The sequence below is a fragment of the Clostridium beijerinckii genome (assembly GCF_008705175.1).
Lineage (GTDB): Bacteria > Bacillota > Clostridia > Clostridiales > Clostridiaceae > Clostridium > Clostridium beijerinckii.
On record NZ_CP043998.1, the window covers coordinates 5,604,409 to 5,624,681 of the forward strand.

The window sequence follows — 20,273 nt, forward strand, 5'->3', positions numbered from 1 at the left end:
ATAATTATGCCCAAAACATATCACCTTTAGTTTCAAAAATAATTGCATCTTTTAAACAATTTATTGCTTTTATCAACCCTTCTTCTGTTGTCATCAAACTATCCTCATGTTCTATACTCAACGCATGATCATATCCAACCATTCTCAATGCAGAAACAATGTCCTTCCAATAGCCAATATCATGTCCATAGCCGACAGAACGAAAAATCCAAGAACGTTCAATTTCCTTACCGTAATGGCCTACATCTAGCACGCCGTTTATTGGACAATTTATTTCATCTATCTTTGTATCCTTTGCATGAAAGTGGAAAATAGCATTATGCTTTCCGAGCTCCCTAATTGCTGCCACTGGACTAACTCCTTGCCAAATTAAGTGACTTGGATCAAAATTAGCACCAATTTCTGGCCCTACAGCTTCACGCAATCTTAATAAACTTTTAGGATTATATACACAAAAACCAGGATGCATTTCAATGGCTATTTTATCTACACCATGAGCCTTTGCAAATTTCACTTTTTCCTTCCAGTAAGGAATTAAAACTTTATTCCATTGATAATCTAATATTTCAATAAAATCCTCTGGCCATGGGCAAGTAACCCAATTGGGTTTTTGGGAAGTTTCACTGTCACCAGGACAGCCAGAGAAACAGTTTAATATTCTTACTCCCATTTTTTCGCACATTAAAATTGCATTAGTCAAATCATCATCGAATTTTTTTGCTATTTCCTTATTTGGATGAATTGGATTGCCATGACAACTAAATCCACTGATTTCTAAACAGCTTCTTTCTAAAATAGATTTAAATTCGGTAAACTTTTCTTCATCTTTTAATAAAATTGCTGGGTCACAATGGTGTTTCCCTGGATAACCTCCGCAACCGATTTCAATTGTTTGTACACCTTTACTTTCCAAAAAAGAACAAGCATCTTCAAAAGATCTATCTTGTAAAACTGGATTAAACACACCTAATTTCATATAAATTCATCTCCATAAAATATAATATTATTAATTATTTAAAATATACAGCCTTACCAGCTTTAGCAGACTCATATATTGCTTCTAATATTTGAGTAACTATTAAAGCTTGTTCAGGCCTAACCACTAATTCATCACCATTAATGATTGCATTATAGAACGTACTTTGTTCTATATCAGGAGCATTATCTTCTTCTCCATCATAAAAAGCAACCCCAGTAGCATCTAGTGCCGGCTTTTCTATACATTGTTTATTATACTTAACAGAATTTATCCTCAAACCATCTTTCATATCAGCACCAGCTTTTGTACCACATAAAGAAGTTTTAGCTTCATCAACATCAAGACTATTTAGTGCCCAGCTTGATTCTAGATTTATTGTAGCGCCATTTTTCATCTTAATAAATCCGAAAGCTGAATCCTCTACTGTAAACATCTCTTTATCCCAATCGCCCCAAGCATTTCCTGTACATGTTTGATCCCCTAACTTGTAGTATACAGATCCTAGTACACACTCTGGTTCATAATTATCCATCATCCAAAGTGTTAAATCAAGAGCGTGAGTACCTATATCGATTAATGGACCTCCACCTTGTTCATCTTCATTTAAAAATACTCCCCAAGTTGGAACAGCTCTACGTCTTATTGCATGTCCTTTTGCATAATAAATCTCACCTAAATCACCATTTTCGCATGCAGCTTTCAAATATTTTGAATCTGCTCTGTATCTATTTTGATAACCTATAGTTAGGATTTTGCCAGTTTCTTGCGCTACTTCGAGCATAGCTTTAGCTTCAGCGTATGTTTTAGCCATTGGTTTTTCACACATAACATGCTTATCAGCTTTCATTGCTTCAATAGATATATAACTGTGTGATTTATTTGGAGTTAAGACGTAAACGGCCTTAATATCTTTTTCTTTTGCTAAAAGAAGTTTGTAGTCAGTATAAATCCTACTTTCTTCTTTGCCATATTTAGCTTTTGCTTCTATAGCCTTTTCCTCTATCAAATCACAAAATGCTTCCATTTCTATATTTTGATTCTTTTTTATTGCTGGTAAATGCTTTCCGTTTGCAATACCTCCACATCCTATAATAGCAACCTTTAATTTCTTTTTATTGCATGTATTTTCCATAACCATTCCCGACTTTCATAGCTTATTAAACCTTAAAGTTTGAAGTCAGTTTTTCACTTCCTTTCATAGTAAATTATCATAATTTATTACTCTTATGAATGATACGTATCATTGTCTTTCATAAATAATTCTATACTTAAATTCGTCTATTTACTCGCCATTAATTGCTTAGTTATTCTCAAATATTGTTTTGACTATATTCTTTGAATGTTATGCTACATTAATTTACCACTTTAGATTTAAAACAAAATATTCATTATCTATATTATAATTATTAATAGACTTGTTAGTTTCAAAAAAAATCTTTCCTCCCTCCTCACCCCAGCCTTTTTCCGTCACCAATTCAAACATAATTTTTCCTTGTTCTTTATCCTAATCCATTATTTAAAAACCATAAAAAGAAAAACCTTATTTTATTAAAATAAAGTCTCTTTTTTTCTATTATCTTCTATTTTATTTTTTTCTTATCTAGCAATGCTTATTAGATTAATCATTAGCGGTGGCAAATTGATAGAATTGCCTCCACATAATCCAAGCTATTTTCTAATTAATTTAGCTACTGCTTCCACATGTTTAGTGTGTTTAATAATTTTACTAATTCATAACTTAGGATATTTTATTATATCTACTTGCCACTAAAAATAAATCATACCTTAGATTAAAAATATCATTTCTTTACATATTGTATTTTAAAATAGTATTGCATATCTTGTTGATGGTCGGAAGAAGGGTGGAACTTTTACTTCTTCCGACCATTTCTTAAATCTAGTAATCTCACCATTTTAACTATTATATATAACTAACTGTAAATCTATATTTGATATCTAAAATATTAAACACTTACTTTGAAATCAAGTATATAGATTCATATTCTGCCTTTGCAAAATTATCTGTCATTCCCGATATATAATCAGAAATAGAACTTAAATAAACAAAGTGATTTTCAATCAAACACTTTTTAAACAAAACCATTGCCCAATCAAAAACATTATTATCTTTATAAGTTTTAAGTTTAGATTCATCGCTATATATCCCATAAAAGCTAGTATCTTTAATAAAATCGTATGGTTTAGCTTTTAAATTAGTTCTACATTTATCATGATTTCCACGAGTTAGATAAAAATTGTTCCATTCACTTTCATAAATTGTATCACTTCCAAAATAAAACCTGAATCTTATATTAAATAACTCAAGTTTTAAGACTGAAAGAAGTAAATTGATTTTATACTTGTCACTGGTATCAAAATTTATATCATCTAAGGAAATCATTGACCTTTTATAAATATCAGGAAACTTAAACTTTATCGGATATAATCGTTTCTGGTTTTTTTGAACTTCATCTAAAATGCGAGACAATACATTTTTAGGCATCAATAATGGATTCTCATAATATGCCTTAAAAAGTTCTCTCACAATTCGCTTCGCTTTTAAGTCAAATCTAGTAACACTATATGAATTCAAAATACTATATCCTATAATATCCTTAATTTTCTCGCTTAACTCTTTTCCAGCAGGAGAAAAATCAATTACTTTACTAAAAACTTGCTGGCTATCTTTAAACTCTTCATAGTTTAAATTGCTTACATTTATCTTAGAATATTCTAATACATCATTTAAAAAGAAATATCGTATATGTTCAATTAAGTAATTAATTTCATTTTCATTTTTAGAATCAAATTTTTCACCATGTTCTTTTAATTTTTTATGTAATTTTCGAATGTTCTCTAGGCAACTTTCTTCTTTAGCATTTTCATACTTATCACACAAAGATTTAAGTGTTTCAGTAATATTATCAATTATTTCAATTACATCAAGCTTTAATTCTTTATCTCTGAAGCCATCATCTAAATCATGTTGAAGTTGAGCTATTTCATCTGCTATACATGCTATTTGCCCTTCAATTGTGACAGAAAAAGCAAGTTCTAGATGCAGTTTATTTTTATAGAATTCTAAATTTTCTTTACTTAAGAATCTACATATATCAATATCATTAATCTTTTTATTAAAATTATCAAATACATCATATTCCTTATGATTATTTACTACATTAATCTTAGTATGCTTTAGAATCCCTTCAATTACTTGCCAACACAAATTTAATCCTTTTTTATTTGACAAACTACTTTCCATACAATCAAGTATTCTCAAACTATTATAATTATGTTTAAAACCACCAAAATTAATCTTTCCGTTTATTGCTGTTAACTCTTTTTCCTCTTCATCTTTCATTCTAAATTGTGTTTGACAATTTATTAAACAATCAAGATTATCTTTTCCAGACATTATATCATCAATTGTACGTTCACCTTGATGCCCAAATGGTGTGTGCCCAACATCATGCCCCAAAGAGATAGCCTCTGCCAATTCAGCATTTACATTAAGTGATTGGGCAAGTATCCTAGCAATTTGTGAAACTTCAAGGGTATGAGTTAATCTAGTTCTAAAATGATCTCCTTTTTCATGAGAATAAATTTGTGCTTTATGTTCCAAACGCCTAAATGACTTACAAAATATTATTTTTTCTATATCGTGTGCAAATCCTTTGCACATAGAGTTATCTTCCTCTTCAATAGGTCTAGAATCATTAGTGAAAATCTGTGCATATTTTTTATACATACTAATTACAACTCCTCTTAATAATTTATACATTCTTTTGACTTTTTATCGTTCTTATAAAAACATAAAATGCTTGATCCATTACTTAAACATAGTAGCAAGTATAATTGCTGCATATTCCACTCAATTACTTATCACAACTATTTTTTAACAGCTATGAGCTCCTTTTTATTATGGCAATGTAATATCTGAATAGTATAAATATCCTCTCTTAGCATTATTCCTCAGATCATTCTCAAAATAATTTATAGCATTTTGTATATTGAAAACTCTATAATTAAATGCAACTGCCAAATCTAACATTAACATTAACCCTTTTGCTTCTTGATCATTTGATGAAACTGTTTTGGGTTTTCTTGTCCTGCTTAAATTATGAATAACTCCCCTATATATTAAATTCGCAAGTTTTTTTCTATCTGTCCTAGTAACACTTAAAAATAAATGAACAGGTAACTTTTTATCATCACTTCTTGATTCATTTTTTGTTTCCGCACTAGAATTTCTTTGTGATAGTTTAGGTAATATATATTTTTCTAAGTAATCAAAATCGATATCAGTCAATTGACTTTCACTTAATATTTGACTATCTACTATATTTTGTATAGCTAAACTTACAGAATTATAGTCTATTTTCTCACAATGCAATGATGTTGAATGTTTTTTGCTAGATATACTATATGCATTCTTCAATATTTCAAAATATCTTCTTGGCAATCCATTAGACGCAAATATTGCTAGAAGAAAAGTCTTCTCATCCTCAAACATCCACAAATAATTTCCATTTGATTCTGGATGTATCTTTTCCAATCTTCTTCGGGTAATATAACTAAAGAATTCCTCATAGTCTTCATTCAAAACATTCATTTCTAAATATTCCATACTACAATCTTCCCCTGCAATAAAATCGAATTCACTACCATATGCTTTTGCAGGATAATTAGTTTTTTGTGGAGGATATACGCTTCCTATGAAATATACAAAATTGCTTTTTTCATTAGAATCAGTCGAACCTCGTATTAATCTTAACAATCTAAAAACTTCTGTTTGTGCTTTATTTGATACTCCAGAAATTTCATCTATCAGTAACAAACTATATTCCAACTCCAATATTTCTCTTATTCCTCTAAAAAATTCAACTATATATCTAGATGCATTTAGATGAGAAAGTCTATCTACCATGTACTGCAACTGTTGCTTTTTATTTTTTTTTCCATTAAAGCTAAATGCTTTTGGCATTATTCCTACCGATAATTCATTCGAATCTTCTGTTTGAAAATTTATATTACCAGCAAGCAGATCATTATCTAATTTTTCTAATAGAACTTGTATTTCATCTAAGAATTGCACTATTGATTCATCATAATACATGTTTAATATTGGCATTTCACATTTTATTGCCTTTAGTAACAACGGGTTGTCCGAATTCCTAATCAAATCTACATTATCTTTAATACTCTCTACAGTCGCTTTTACTATATTAGTATATAAATGTATTCTAAACATTTGCTCATCCAATGATTCATATTCTGATATCTTTGCTAAAGAAATATAAACAGGCAATATTCTATATTTATTAAAATTTGATAAAGTCTCCTCTCTTATTGATTTTAAAATATGAGTTTTTCCAGTTCCCCTAATTCCTTCAAATAAAATATTACTTTTAGAATTTGCAATATCTATAATATTAAATCCAGGATTTGCATGGGTACTATAATCAAAATTTGCTTGAGCATCATTGTTAAAAAACTCTGGATTAATCTTTATTATTGGCATAGTAACACCTCACTAGCATTTATATTGTTGTTTTCATAAATATTTAATTCCACTTATTTCTTTAGTATTTACAATAAATAATACTCATATATAACTAAATTCTATATTTTTCCTATTTACCCTGCTTTTTTATCAAAGATACTCCAAAATTTTCATATTACAAACAATATGTTAATGTTCTTTAGAATTAGTCTTAACTTTAATAAACCCATTATTTATAATAAAATTCACTATAGATAATTGCAAACTTATGCAAAAAAACTCGACATTTCTGCCGAGTTTTTCATTTACAAATATTTAGAACTCTTTTTCAAATAAAATATTCTATATTACAGTTCTTAATTATAATTTAATATTATATATAGTTAATTTATATTTTATCAAACAGCTTGTCTCTGCTTTTTAAATTTTTTAAAATATATACCACTTTACTAATTATTCAATATATTATTCTTAATATCCTCAATCTGCCTAAATATAGCTTCCAAAACATTAACTACAATACTATTTCCAGCCATTTTATACAATTTACTTGCCACAAAAAAGTCCATGCTTTTAGTTACAGGGAAATTGTTATCTATTAACGCCTGAAAATCATGTTCATCGAATCCCATTAGCATAAAACATTCCCTTGGAGTAAGGTATCTATAGTTACTTTTGTTTTCATTCTGAGCACTATATTCAATTACTCCTGAATTTGGATTTCTATCCTGCTTTGTAGTTATTGTAGTGACTACATCTCTTAATACTTGGTTACCATCATATAAAAGATCATTTTCTTGATAAATTTTCCTTCTTGATTCTGTATCATTAGGTTGACTCTCATCTGCCTCTTTTTTATATACTTCGTTAGAATAATCGACTCTTAAAATATCTTCAAGTCCTACTCTCTCTACATTAATATTATTAATATACATGGGAATTGATAAATCATTATTATCTATATATTCTTTAACCGCCTTTTTTATATTACCCTCGCATAAAACGCTAACCATATAAACTCGTTCCCTTTTTTGTGGTATCCCAAAATCTGAAGCATTTAATTTATATATTTTATTATAATATCCCATGTATTCAAGGTTATTCTGCCATTCTTCAAAGTTGCTTTTATGTGTATTACATAAAATATTGCTCACATTCTCCATAAGTAAGAATTTAGGCATAGTTAATCCTAAATCATTCCGTTCCATTAATATTCGTTCTACTTCCCATAACATTCCTGATCTATTATTCGCATCTCTATCTATTCCACTATTATTTCCATGCCATGCACCTGCTATAGATAAATCCTGACACGGAAATGAATAAGTAAATAAATCTATATCATTTGGCAGATTTTCTCCTCTTACATCCGTTATACTAACCAGATTCTTGCTTCTATCTATCGCTGCTACTAAATGCTCCATCACATTTCGGTTCATTCTTTTTATCGCAGTTTCATCTAATGGCTTTTTTCCATCTGAACTTAAAGTATATTTACTTAATACCTTTATTAATTCTTCTTTTGTTTTTAATTTATATTTATCCAGGTCTGGAACCCCATTGTGAATTATATCATATGCGATAATAGCATTTATATCCCAATCAACTGTGGCTAAAATTTCAAATTCAATACCTATGTTTTTTAAAGCCTTAGCCTGACTTCCTATTCCACTGAATGCCTCAATGACTCTAAACACTATTATGCCTACCTTTCTGTTACTATATTAAATACTATATCATTCTAGCAGAAATTCATATATAAATCCAATCCTATATTATTAATATGTATACCCCTCTTCAATCATCTTTGCATTAATATTCATTAATATTTTAGATTGTCTTGCAGATGGCAATTTTCCTGTTAGTTCAAACTCAGAGGCTATTTTCAAAATATCATTTTCCATTGGTGATATCAATTTTCTTTCAGTAGCCCACTTGAAAAGTTCCTTCCAATAAGCCATTCCAAGTTGCATTACATGTAATTCTGCATTGATATCATTCTCCATTTTTCTATTTTTATAAGCACTGCTTTTTTCTTCAATTTCATCATCTTTACTTATAAGCGTCATCAAAAATTCATTTTTAAAAGTCCATTTTTCCTTTTCTGCTCTTGTCCAACATGCTTCCTTTTTACACCATTCGGTCACATTAAGCGTTGGTCTTTCATCACTTGTAATAAAATCAAATATTTCTTTAGTAGTTATTACTATTTGATCTTCTAATTCCTTATATATATTTTGAGAATTCCATATTCTTTTAAAATCAAATCTAAAATCCTTCAATTCTTTTCTAATATGGTTAAAAATTGTAGCCAAACTATAAGTTACAATATTAGCTCTATAAGATTTTATTTCTTTATACCATTCCTGATTTGTAACAATTTTTTCAGTTTCCTTAAAAATTATTGCCAATGCTATTACCTTCTGGTAATAAAATACATTAAATTCTTCATCTGATTTTTTCCATTGCTTGTCTATTTGTTCAGCAAAAAAACGCATATTAAACTGGGCACCCTTACTCACAACATGCGGATATCCATTATAAGTATTAACATATTTAGCTAAATCTACTTTCTTTATTAATTGTGATTTTGGATTTTTTAATAAATATTTGTTTCTTTCAGTTCTTGATAATTTCATCTGTTCTTGCGTATGCTGTCCCCTTGCACGTTCATAAAACCAGATTGTCTGATATTGCTTTCCGCCTGTTGCTGGAGCAAATGTTTTTCTTGAATACTCTTCCATTCGTATATGGTATGGATGATTTGAGAAAAAGTCAGCTTCATCAACTTTATTTTGACTGTTTGCACATTTTGAAATAACTGGTATGATCTCTTCAGCTTTATCATTGTCCACAATTGAAAGCTTAACTGGAACAACAATATTAGAAACATCCTTCTTGTCCTGTAACACTGCATTTGCAATAGATGCTGTGGTCTGTCCACCATTAATAATCTGTAAATCAATAAGCTTTGTAATAAATAATCCTCCATCATTTTGTTCACATTCCGCTACTGTTGCTGTTGCTGCAATCCCATTATTGTATGCAAAAAACATTTCAGGCTGATTTAATATTGTATTTCTTATCTGTTTGTTAACTTTTCCTCTAATACTTAAAAAAGATCTTACATTTCCCTCTAACAATCTTGCTCCATATTCTATATAAAGTTTAGCAAGAATATCTCCTGGCATCATTGTTAAATATGATTTGTATTGTTCATTTCTGCAATCTACTGCTAAAATACATGGAAGACCTTTATCTAAATATTTAGTCACATCTATTTCTATACTCTCTTTTTTCATATTTGCCTGCGAAAGATTGAAAAACCTGTTTATATCCCAGATATTTAGTTCCACGGGCTTTCCGTGAATTTCACCCTTCTTCACCAATTTTACTCTATCACTCATTAGCTTATCAGTGATAATATAAAATCTAAACTTTACTGTTTCATCCAATCTTTCCTTTATCAAATATGCCAATTCATATCCCATGTTACTTTCTTCATAATTATCAATTATATAATCATTAACAGAATTCTCTAAAAAAGCCTCCATTTTAGAAAATAATTTATCTATCTGTGTATTATTTATTATTGCTATATCTTTTTCATTTGAAAAATCACTTATTACTAATATCAGGCTTTTATCTACTTCATCAAAATCATATCCGTCAATCTGAATTTTTTTATTACGTTTTCCTACTCCTTCAAAATAACATTCAGTAAAATCTTCGAATTCCTCAGCCTCTATCAAATTATTTGTCATATATTTATTGAACTCACTAGTAACATCATTCATTTCAGCTTCTGATGCAAGTCTCACATCTTCTAATACTGTCTCCCTATACTCATTCAAATCCAAATTAATCACCCATTTCTATATACTCCTGAATTTCATTGATCAAAATATCATAACTTGCTTTTACTATTGCATTTGGTAAATTCTCTTTTTCTATTCTTGGAAAGTTTTCATTAACAGCGTATCTTTTATTTTCTATAAATCTATAATTATATTTATCATATTCTTCATCATAGCAATAGCCAACTTGTCCAAGTTTATTTCTAAATATAAGTTCATTTTCAAACTCATCTAACATTTCTTGCAACCCATTTATATAGTTGTTCAGTGAAACTGATTCTCTGCATTTTTCATTTGTCTTCTCCAAAATAACAACATTTAGATGTCCTAAACTTTCAGAATCTAGCTGCTCAACAGAACTTATTTTAATTGTTAATGCTCCACTTCTTATTGTTTTAATTTCATACCATGTGTCTTCGACTTCAAAATCCTTATGGCTTTTTTCTGGCCCCATCCATGATTTTATTGCAACACTTTCTCCATACTTTGGAATCATATACTCTTTAAGAAAAATTAGCTCTCCTAATAATCCAGAAATTTGATTTTCATTTAATAATTCATTTGCATTCTTTTTGAACATTAATCTCCAAGAATTCCAACGCCCTACTATATAATTTAAGGCATTTAATTTATTTATACTTCTACTGCTTTCAATAATGTCTTCACAGAATTTATAAAAAATTGCTTCCATTGAAATATCAAGCAGTGAAAATGATATACTCAGTCTTGAATCATCCCTCTTAAATAACTTCACTTCAATTGAACGAGAAGATTCAATAGTTACTTCCTTTTCACCAACTATTATTATCATTGTTGGTTTGCCTTCTTCATTGTATCCTAAAAATATATCGAGCTGATGCTCATCATCTATTCTTCTAAAAGTCCTAGTTTTTTTCTCATTTTCAAATTTAGCTTTAACCACTATTCTTCCTCCCCTATATCATAATCATTTAATAATTCCTGTTGGATTTTATTAATAGTGTATTTTGCAAATTTTGTTGATGAGTTTTTTAATTTAGGTATTCCCATTCCAAGACCAACTAACGGTGTATTATTAAATTTTTCAATTATTTCGCTATTCTCACCTGTAGCATCTTTTAAACTTATCATGTAAATTAATAATAGTGGCTTTCTATTGACTGACTGAAAATAATATTTTTGACTAATACTCTTTTTGCCATCAGACTCCATACTATGAAGCTTTTTAACTTCTTCTATTTGTAGATCTGATAATCCATATCTGCCATCTCCTGCGCTTCCAAGTCTATTTTTCTTTCCTGACATTCTTAATATCTTACCATCTTTTTCCACCGAAAAAGATCTTTCTACCAAATGTGTCTCAATACTATGGTCAATTTTGTAAGTCTTACCTGATTCCCCCGATAAGAATACAACATCCCACTTATCCAATTCATTACCTTCATATTGCTGCAAAAACTCTGTAACACTTTCAACATCAAAAGCATTGTTTAATAATGATATTTCAAATTTTTTAATTAAATTTATTATATTTTCCTTTTTTACATCTTTATATCCATAATTCTTTTTCCCATACTTAACTATTTTTTCTTGCTTCATATCTTTTTTAAAATTATTAATCGTATTTAAATTATTGTCATTTTTATTCACGCTGTTAAATATGTTAGGAGTTTCAATGACTTCACCACTTAATGCTATACTTACCACCATAGAAGATGCTGTACGCATTTTATTTCTTGCTGTCACAATAAGTGAATTTATATCTGACCTTACCCTTAATCCGAAATCCTTTGGAGTAAGACCTGAATTTTCATATCTTTTTACTTCTCTTCTTAATTCATCAGTTGCCATACTAATATGTTCATACCACTCTATGCTCTCGTCAGACATCCATATTCTGCAGAGATCTTCATAATTTTTTCTATACCCAAACCATCTTCCCATCTGCATAAGCGTATCATACATCTTTGAATTTCTATAAAAATAGCTTATAACAAGACCTTCTAATGTTAGTCCTCGTGACAGACTTAATCCTCCAACTGCTATTGCTCGTAATCCATCTGATTCATATTCTTCATAGTTAAGACCGTTCTTATGTTTTTGATTGACTACTGCTACCACAACAGGCACTATTGATTTATATAAATTTCTTTGAATTATATCCCACTCAAATTCTATATTACTATATGTCTGATTATATGTTTCATGCAATGACGAAATGTTTTTATCCAATAAAGCTTCATTTACAGTCATCTTTCCATAAACTCTTGCTGCTGACTGCATCTCTTTTAAATAGTCATTAACAATATTACCTAACTGTTCCTGAACATTTGTAAACCTACTTATATTAATAAGCATAGATCTATGTTTATTAATATCTCCTCTTAAATCTCTGATTACATTAGCTATTAAAAAAGAATTAATAGCTTGCTTTAAATCATCTGGAATATATGTTACTACGTAATCTCCCTTGTGGTTACTTGGCAAACACTTTTCTATATCTTTTCCGTTAATTTTCACTAGCATCTCTGTATGCTTGCCTGCATCACTAAATATATTTCTTGCACCAATATAATTTGATGGTGCATCAAGTGAATATATATAATCTTTAGGAAACAAATCCTCTTTAAGCATTTCGTCATTTGTATCTGGATCAATAAATATATTTGCAAATGGTGTTGCTGTAAAACCAACATAACTTGCTCTTTTAAATAATCCTAATAAATTTCTAATTTGGCAATTAATAGATGTAGGATCTTTATCTTCGGGATTTGTATTAACTGAAGCATTATCTGATTCATCATCTACAACTAGTAAAGAAGTATCAATAATATCTGTTGATTCTTTTTGATTAAGAGTTCTTAACCATTCATTTAAATTATTTAAACTTGAAACATTTTTCTTCATAACAAAAATAACTGGCTGGTTAATCGTTTTTAAATTGAATCCTAAATTATTTGCAATTGTCTTTTTAAAATCGTTCATTGTAGATGTTAAAACCATTGGATGAATGCTAGGATCATATTTACCAACACCTATAATATTATTAGGTTTCTTTTTAATCATAGCCGCACTATCCATTCCTACGAATCCTTCATCCATACGTAACTGTGTCTGCTTTCTTAATTTTTCAATTGTTCCTGTTAATAACACAATAACCTTATATCCAGAATCAGCTGCTTTACATATTAATCCAGTATAATTTGAAGTTTTTCCTGATTGTACATCACCTATTATTAATCCTCTTCTTTGAAAATGCCCTTCTAAATTTGGATTTCCTAATAGATCAGTTAAAGTATCTAACATAACATCCATAGTATTCACTACAGTTACAGCAAAATGTTGATCTTGTAACAAATATTTTTTATATCTTTCCCAGTACTGCATGTCCAGTTCTGATTTTGCTTTTAAAAACCACTTTTCGTATTTTTCTTCACTTTCTAGCAGTGAGCCTAAATTAAGTTTAATTGATCTTTCTGATTTTATTCTATTCCTAATTTTAACTATGTCTTCTTCACTGATACTTTTAAATTTAGGAAGCATCCTAAACTGCTCTATATTTTCATCTATATCTTTTTCATCCTGTATGTCTTCATCCACTATTGTTGATATTAATAAATTATAAAGTTGATTGCATAAATCATTCATTTTCTAAAACCTCCTGAATTTTCTTTGTTAATTCTTTATTATTACAATATGGTTCTGTTTTTAAAAAAGCCTTCAATAACATCTTATAATCCATTCCTTGAATTTTTGCATATTCAATTTGTTCCATTACATCTGCATACAATTCTTCTGTATCATTGCTATTATCATCTTTAACCTTTCCATTACATGCATCCACATATAACGCATTTATAGGAAGTGATTCTTCCAATTTTTCTAATAAACTTTCTAAAACTTTTAATTCTTTATCATTTAATGACTCTTGCAATAATTTAAGTTGAGGAATATCTCTATTTATCTTATACTCAATTTCACCCCTAATGTTATTTCTTTCCCATATGTAACTTATATCCTTATTTGCTTCTTTTCTGCCTCTATATTTATGTACATTCTCACTACTAAATATAGACTGTTCTACACAGTTGTATAAATTTCTTTTTATTATATCCGGCAACTTAGCTGAGCTTTTTTTTATGTCTATATTCCACATATAATCCAAATCATTTGGGATATCTACTTTCACTCGTGCTAATTTACTGAGTTCCTCTTTTCTTCCAAGCTTAAACCATGTTCCCCATATAATAAGTCTTTTATTTCTATATACATAAAATCCCTGTTCATTTCTTAATCTTTCCTTACCTCCAACTTTCTTTATATCTTCTTTAGTCAATGCAGATATATGAGGTAATATATATGGCTTTACTGTTATATTTGATCCGTTTATACTGAATTTTTGTTCCCTCTTAAACTGTGTTTTCTTATTTGTTAATAAAAATGGATCTTTATCTTCTATTTTAGAATTATTAACATAAATATCGAGACCACTCGTTAAAAATCTGTGAAATACTAAAGAAAGATGTTCTATTGTATCATCCATACTTTTAGTTAATGTTGTATTTAAATCATTAGTTGATTCTTTTATCCGATCAAAATTTTGTAATAATATATATGTACCATTTTTAATTCCATCTAATAAATTGATTTCAGGAAGTTCATTTATTTCTTCTTTTGAATACCCTTGTAGCAACCAAGCTTCTTGTTGTGCAATATAATCTAAATCCCATGAATATGATGACATTGTATTATCTTTCTTACTTACTACTGTCAACTTTCTACATTGCGATAGAGATGCAGATTTTAAGCCTAATCCAAACCTACCCAAATCATCCTTTTTACGCTCATCAAGAGGATTTTTGCTACCATATCTCATCGCTTCTTCAATTTCAGAAGAATTCATTCCACATCCATTATCCAAAATTATTAAATAAGGATTTTCTGTTGGTAATAACCTTATATCAATTCTAGTTGCACCTGCACTTATGCTATTATCTATCAAATCAGCTATAGCAGATTGGAAAGAATATCCCAATGATCTCATTGATTCAATTAACATTGGTGCAAACGGAATACTTTCTTTATTAAACATATACTTGTAATTTCGCTCCCCTCAATCCGTTATTACGTTAAATATGACTATATTAATCATATTTCCCAATTATTTCATCACTTTATATTATAATTATATCTTATGTAATTACTTTTATAAACCAAAAATAACCATACTTAAATCATTTCCTATTTATTTAAACATTTTATATAATAAATAAACTAAATTCTTGTATCTATTAAAATTTAAGAATCTAGTTTGTTTTAAAGCCATATTTAATTATTTATTCCATAGATATGTTCATTTCATCCCACCTTTCCTAATTAATAGCAACACCATCCCTACACATCTTCTTCCCACGCTCATTAAAAACATAGCACTTTCCATCTATCCACTTCCACAAAGGTTTCTCTTTGCTTCCTCTAACCATCTTGCAATTTTCATCCAAGTAATACCAGACGTTATTGTTTTTATCCTGATACCAACGATTCTGCAAAGCATATCCCCTCTCATCAAAGATATACCACTCTCCCTCTATTTCCTGCCAGCCATTTTGCGATGTATAATAGTATTTATTCTCTATATCCGTGCAATACCACCACCCAACATCATTACAATTCCACCCAAGTTTCCATTCTCCATTACTAGAACCATCTGCTCCGACCAATCCATTAACTATAGCTCTAGCAATTACTTCTGCATTGTAAACATCAGCATCATCACTATCAGCAAATAAACATTCAACTAAAATTGCAGGCATAATAGTTTTATTAAGGACAATAAGATTTCTTGTTTTTACTCCTCTATTAGGTAGATTCAAAATACTTGATAATTCATTGCATACTTTTGTAGCATATTGATTAGCTACTTCTGATTTTCCAAATACTAATACTTCAGGACCAGTCCCTCCCCCTGCATTAATATGAATTTCTACATAAAGATTTATATCTTGTGTCTTTGCTATTTCATTAGCTTGATTTGCTCTTTCATAACAATCTTCACAGTTATAACTATTACTCTTATCAATTCTAAGTAAATTAACCTCATGTCCTCTCTGCTGCAAATACTCTACAACTAAAGCCCCTATAACTCTGGTACAATTGCTCTCATCAAGCCTATCAACAACTCCACATCCAACATTCCCACTAGCAGTATGACCGACAGCTATTATAAAATCACTCATTTTTTACACCATCCTCTCCATAATTTCTAATTTCTTTTACTTTTCATATAAGTTATACACTTATGAAAAAAGCAGCTATGCTGCAACCAAGAACTTCAATATCAAAAACATAAGTAACAACATAAATCTAATTATTTTTATAATCATATATAAGTTATATGTAATCTAGCCATATATACTATATATAGAGGTAAATTTAATACAAAACACAATATATGTAAAATAATTACTTTAATTCATAACTCTTATATTGAAGATGGAGGTTTATATGGATTTTGATTATGTCGAAACTTTAGTTACCAGATGTAATAACAATGATGAAGAAGCAAAAGAAAAATTAGCTTATGAGTTTAAACCTTTTATTTATAATATTTCTAAAAGGACTTTCATTGATGGATATAATGCTAATGATATTATACAGGAATGCTACCATTCACTCTTCAAATCAGTTTCTATGTACAATTCAGAAAAACATAGATTTGTTGCCTATGCTACTAATGCTATTAAAAATAATATGAGTGATTTAATAAAAAGAACTAAAACTAGAAGATCTACTGAAGGTAGTAATGCATTAAGCCTACATGATGATGTGGAAAATAATTTTCCCGAACTTGAACTCTCAACTGAAACTTCATTATGTGAAATGTGTGATTATGAAGATTTACAATTAGCCCTTAAGAATTTAAACGAAGAGGAACTTGAACTTATAGATTTTGTATTTTACAAAAATTACACTGTAAAAGAATATGCTTATTTTAAAAATATGTGTTACTCTACTGCTATTCAAAAAAAGAAAAACATTTTAATGAAAATACTTAATAATATTTCATTCTATTATTAAGCTTAAAAGTCTAACAGCTCTAAGCTTAATCATTGGAGCTGTTATCTTTATTTATAATACAATATTTCATTTACCTACTCAAAATTAAAATTATTCACAACCTCTGTAGTTTTCTCCACATAATTATCAACAACTTGATCTATTCCATCACAAATATATTTTAGAGAACATCCTTCACATTTATTAAGTATCCCTTCCGTAATTAAAGAACATTGAAGTTCATCATTAAAAGTAGAATTTCTAATTGCTAAAGCAATCTGCTTTTTATCAAAGCACTCTACTTCTTCTGAATTAAGTTTAATTTCATTTCTAATCATTTTTACAACACACTCCAATAATTTATTTACAGCTTTAGAATTTAGCGGCTGCTATTATTGATATATGTTTTATACTGTAACATAACATTAAAATCATGATTAAATTTGTATGCCTAATCTCTTATCCCGCATTTTACAAGCAAATTCTTATATTCCTAGGTTCTAATATTCTTAAATTCTAAAAAATATATATTCCTAAATTCTTTAGAATTTTAGAATCTCTAATAAATAACCATATATCCTTTACGAGGATACATAAAAATACTGTTACGGAGGGTATATAATTTATGGCTAGAAGAAAAACATCAAAAGTTCCTAAAAATGATTTTGAATATGATGAAGGTGAAGTATATGGATTTACTAGCGAAACTCCTATAGCTGGTGACTGCATATTTTCCTTCTCTTTTGATGATGATTCTGATACTATTCAAACTAATTCTGAATATAAATCCCATAATACTACTATTCAAGAAAATCCTAAAAATAATATTCAAACTAATACTACCTTAACTAGTAGCCGTAATTTTCAAAATAATTTAAACTCTGTAAAAGACTTATTTGATAATAGAAAAACTCCTCTTCCTAATGGTGCCACTCCTGCCATTGATGGTGAAACTCCGAATATTAAAAGAAGCTACACCCTTAGAAGTTCTACTATAAGAAAAATTAATGAATTAAAGAGCATACATCCAGATATCAATGTATGTGTCAGTACCATAGTTGATATTGCTATAGAACATTATCATAACCATATCGTAAATGAAGGCGGCACTCAATAATTTATTTTATCTATTTTAATTTCAGATAATTATTTGTTCTCTAACATGAACTAATATGCTTTATTTCATATATCCTTTGTAGGAGGTGATGTGATTATGGAATTAACAGATTTAATTAATCTTATAGTTAACAATGGCTTTGCTATTGCTGTAGCAGCATATCTGCTAATACGCTTAGAAAAACAAATTGCCAACCTATCTTCATCAATTAATAAGTTAAATACCATAATATCAGCTAAACTTGGAGTAGCTATTGATACAGAGAGTTCTACTGATGATTCTCATAAAGTGGCATGAGTAAAAAGGCAATAAACATTAATTTTGAATGTTTATTGCCTAACTCTACTAGTAATAGAAATCTCTAAGAAACATTATTAATCCAACTATTAAGTACTTTCTTAAAATCATTTAATAATAATTCATTTTCCTCTCTAGTTGTCGTTTCTCCTGCATGTGAACCTTTATTTCCAAGCAATCTAATATTATGTAACGCTTGTAAATAATTATTATCAAGCAATCCATTATCTTCAATATAATTTAGTTTAGAAAATAAATCACTATTTCTTATTTGAGGTAAGTCATTATTTTTCTTTAAGATTACATTTACTAATTGTTCACTTGCCGTCCTTAAGCTATTACTTGCAGCTTTATATTCACCTTGTCTCATAAATTTCATTGTTCTCGTTACATCAAGCATTATATCCTTATATTCTATCGTATAAATTAAATTTGTAGTTTGCTTTTTGATATCCTTATTCTTACTTAAATATGAATCTATATATTCATTAAATTCACCATTAATATTATATCCTTCCATATCAAAACCATTTTCATCAAATCCTCTAGCATCATATCCATCTCTATCATAACCAGCTCTATCAAAACCATCTTTATTAAATCCTAATCTATCATATCCTGCAATATCATATCCTTCTTTATTGAATCCATCTCTTCCATAGCCTTTTCTATTATATCCATCAGAATTAAATCCTTCAGTATCGTAACCAGCTCTATCTATACCATTTGAATTAAACCCTTGCCTATCAAATCCATATTTATCATACCCATCACGATTAAAGCCATCCATATCTATTCCATTTTTATTATAGCCCAATTTATCATAACCCTCTTTATTATATCCATCATTATCATAACCACCACGATTGAAACCATGTCTATTGAATCCCTTTCGATTATATCCGTCAATAGCAAATCCTTCATCATCAAAATATGTTCCGTTTATATTAAGTCCATCCTTGTTATATCCATCTCTATTATAACCTGTTTCATTATACCCATTTCTATCATACCCATCTTTACCATAACCTTTTTCATTATATCCGCATGTATTAAATCCATTTTGATTATACCCATATCCGTCATAACCATCTTTATTATACCTTGTACCATTTATATGAACCTCATTACCCTTAAATCTGTTTTTATCATATCCCGATTTACTTATTCCATCTTGATTACTTTTTGTAACACATTTATGGATTCCATTTCTGTCATATCCTTTTCTATCATATCCATTATTATCATAAGCTGTACCGTTTCTATGAATTCCAAGTACCGAGAAACCATTTATATCATATCCGTTATTATCGTATTTTGTTCCATTTTTATGAATTCCTTTATTATTAAATCCGCTTCTATCATATCCATCCTTATCATATTTAAGAAAATCAAATATTCCCACTATGCTCACCATCTCAATCTTATTTCTAAATTTTAAACAAATATTACTTTCATAACAATTTACTATTCTGTCGCATATTA

Annotated in this window: 15 protein-coding genes; 3 read left to right on the plus strand and 12 right to left on the minus strand. The window is 28.9% G+C overall.

The annotated features are described in order from the left end of the window. Positions 1 to 4: 4 nt before the first annotated feature. From F3K33_RS24690 to F3K33_RS24735, 10 genes are all read right to left on the minus strand, one after another. Positions 5 to 976 carry a sugar phosphate isomerase/epimerase family protein gene (locus F3K33_RS24690; protein WP_039773020.1) on the minus strand — a complete coding sequence of 324 codons (972 nt, stop codon included), beginning with the start codon at positions 974 to 976 and terminating at the stop codon, positions 5 to 7. A gap of 34 nt (positions 977 to 1,010) precedes the next feature. Continuing rightward, positions 1,011 to 2,111: a Gfo/Idh/MocA family protein gene (locus F3K33_RS24695; RefSeq protein ID WP_039773107.1), complete on the minus strand. Its 1,101-nt coding sequence runs from the start codon at positions 2,109 to 2,111 to the stop codon at positions 1,011 to 1,013. 840 nt (positions 2,112 to 2,951) lie between these two features. Continuing rightward, the gene (gene dgt / locus F3K33_RS24700) at positions 2,952 to 4,727 is read right to left on the minus strand and encodes a dGTP triphosphohydrolase (protein ID WP_051144875.1); all 1,776 of its coding nucleotides are present in this window, start codon (positions 4,725 to 4,727) and stop codon (positions 2,952 to 2,954) included. Positions 4,728 to 4,898: 171 nt separating this feature from the next. Further along, a complete protein-coding gene (locus F3K33_RS24705) occupies positions 4,899 to 6,500 on the minus strand; it encodes a P-loop NTPase family protein (RefSeq protein ID WP_039773022.1) in 1,602 nt (533 codons plus the stop codon). 431 nt (positions 6,501 to 6,931) lie between these two features. Then, positions 6,932 to 8,179: a DNA (cytosine-5-)-methyltransferase gene (gene dcm / locus F3K33_RS24710; protein WP_084670565.1), complete on the minus strand. Its 1,248-nt coding sequence runs from the start codon at positions 8,177 to 8,179 to the stop codon at positions 6,932 to 6,934. Positions 8,180 to 8,260: 81 nt separating this feature from the next. Further along, positions 8,261 to 10,351, minus strand: a complete 2,091-nt coding sequence (locus F3K33_RS24715) for an AIPR family protein (RefSeq protein ID WP_051144877.1) — start codon at positions 10,349 to 10,351, stop codon at positions 8,261 to 8,263. Next, a complete protein-coding gene (locus tag F3K33_RS24720) occupies positions 10,344 to 11,261 on the minus strand; it encodes a PD-(D/E)XK motif protein (RefSeq protein ID WP_039773026.1) in 918 nt (305 codons plus the stop codon). The genes F3K33_RS24715 and F3K33_RS24720 overlap by 8 nt, the downstream gene beginning before the upstream one ends. Continuing rightward, complete coding sequence (locus tag F3K33_RS24725; protein ID WP_039773029.1) at positions 11,261 to 13,966, minus strand: Z1 domain-containing protein; 2,706 nt, start codon at positions 13,964 to 13,966, stop codon at positions 11,261 to 11,263. Before F3K33_RS24725 ends, F3K33_RS24720 begins: the two co-directional genes overlap by 1 nt. Beyond that, positions 13,959 to 15,410 (minus strand): ATP-binding protein, encoded by a 1,452-nt coding sequence (locus F3K33_RS24730; RefSeq protein WP_039773031.1) that lies wholly within the window; start codon positions 15,408 to 15,410, stop codon positions 13,959 to 13,961. The genes F3K33_RS24725 and F3K33_RS24730 overlap by 8 nt, the downstream gene beginning before the upstream one ends. Positions 15,411 to 15,690: 280 nt before the next feature. Then, a complete protein-coding gene (locus F3K33_RS24735; protein ID WP_039773032.1) occupies positions 15,691 to 16,554 on the minus strand; it encodes an N-acetylmuramoyl-L-alanine amidase in 864 nt (287 codons plus the stop codon). Between the two features lie 268 nt (positions 16,555 to 16,822). Between F3K33_RS24735 and F3K33_RS24740 the strand changes: the two genes are divergently transcribed. Next, positions 16,823 to 17,395, plus strand: coding sequence for a sigma-70 family RNA polymerase sigma factor (locus F3K33_RS24740; protein WP_009168808.1), 573 nt, complete (start codon positions 16,823 to 16,825; stop codon positions 17,393 to 17,395). Between the two features lie 74 nt (positions 17,396 to 17,469). Here F3K33_RS24740 and F3K33_RS24745 read toward each other — a convergent pair whose 3' ends face one another. Further along, positions 17,470 to 17,712 carry a hypothetical protein gene (locus F3K33_RS24745; RefSeq protein ID WP_009168807.1) on the minus strand — a complete coding sequence of 81 codons (243 nt, stop codon included), beginning with the start codon at positions 17,710 to 17,712 and terminating at the stop codon, positions 17,470 to 17,472. Positions 17,713 to 17,999: 287 nt separating this feature from the next. Between F3K33_RS24745 and F3K33_RS24750 the strand changes: the two genes are divergently transcribed. Together F3K33_RS24750 and F3K33_RS24755 are read left to right on the plus strand one after the other, a co-directional pair. Next, entirely contained in the window at positions 18,000 to 18,491 is a 492-nt protein-coding gene (locus tag F3K33_RS24750) for a hypothetical protein (protein WP_039773035.1), read from the plus strand. Positions 18,492 to 18,587: 96 nt separating this feature from the next. Beyond that, complete coding sequence (locus tag F3K33_RS24755) at positions 18,588 to 18,788, plus strand: YvrJ family protein (RefSeq protein WP_023977064.1); 201 nt, start codon at positions 18,588 to 18,590, stop codon at positions 18,786 to 18,788. Between the two features lie 64 nt (positions 18,789 to 18,852). Here the strand turns inward: F3K33_RS24755 and F3K33_RS24760 are convergent, their stop codons facing one another. Next, positions 18,853 to 20,193: a DUF4145 domain-containing protein gene (locus tag F3K33_RS24760; RefSeq protein ID WP_051144879.1), complete on the minus strand. Its 1,341-nt coding sequence runs from the start codon at positions 20,191 to 20,193 to the stop codon at positions 18,853 to 18,855. Positions 20,194 to 20,273: the final 80 nt, after the last annotated feature.

Coding starts and splice junctions, on each gene's coding strand:
- F3K33_RS24690 (WP_039773020.1), bottom strand. CDS start 976: ATGAAATTAGGTGTGTTTAATCCAGTTTTACAAGATAGATCTTTTGAA.
- F3K33_RS24695 (WP_039773107.1), bottom strand. CDS start 2,111: ATGGAAAATACATGCAATAAAAAGAAATTAAAGGTTGCTATTATAGGA.
- dgt (WP_051144875.1), bottom strand. CDS start 4,727: ATGTATAAAAAATATGCACAGATTTTCACTAATGATTCTAGACCTATT.
- F3K33_RS24705 (WP_039773022.1), bottom strand. CDS start 6,500: ATGCCAATAATAAAGATTAATCCAGAGTTTTTTAACAATGATGCTCAA.
- F3K33_RS24725 (WP_039773029.1), bottom strand. CDS start 13,966: ATGAATGATTTATGCAATCAACTTTATAATTTATTAATATCAACAATA.
- F3K33_RS24730 (WP_039773031.1), bottom strand. CDS start 15,410: ATGTTTAATAAAGAAAGTATTCCGTTTGCACCAATGTTAATTGAATCA.
- F3K33_RS24735 (WP_039773032.1), bottom strand. CDS start 16,554: ATGAGTGATTTTATAATAGCTGTCGGTCATACTGCTAGTGGGAATGTT.
- F3K33_RS24740 (WP_009168808.1), top strand. CDS start 16,823: ATGGATTTTGATTATGTCGAAACTTTAGTTACCAGATGTAATAACAAT.
- F3K33_RS24745 (WP_009168807.1), bottom strand. CDS start 17,712: ATGATTAGAAATGAAATTAAACTTAATTCAGAAGAAGTAGAGTGCTTT.
- F3K33_RS24750 (WP_039773035.1), top strand. CDS start 18,000: ATGGCTAGAAGAAAAACATCAAAAGTTCCTAAAAATGATTTTGAATAT.
- F3K33_RS24755 (WP_023977064.1), top strand. CDS start 18,588: ATGGAATTAACAGATTTAATTAATCTTATAGTTAACAATGGCTTTGCT.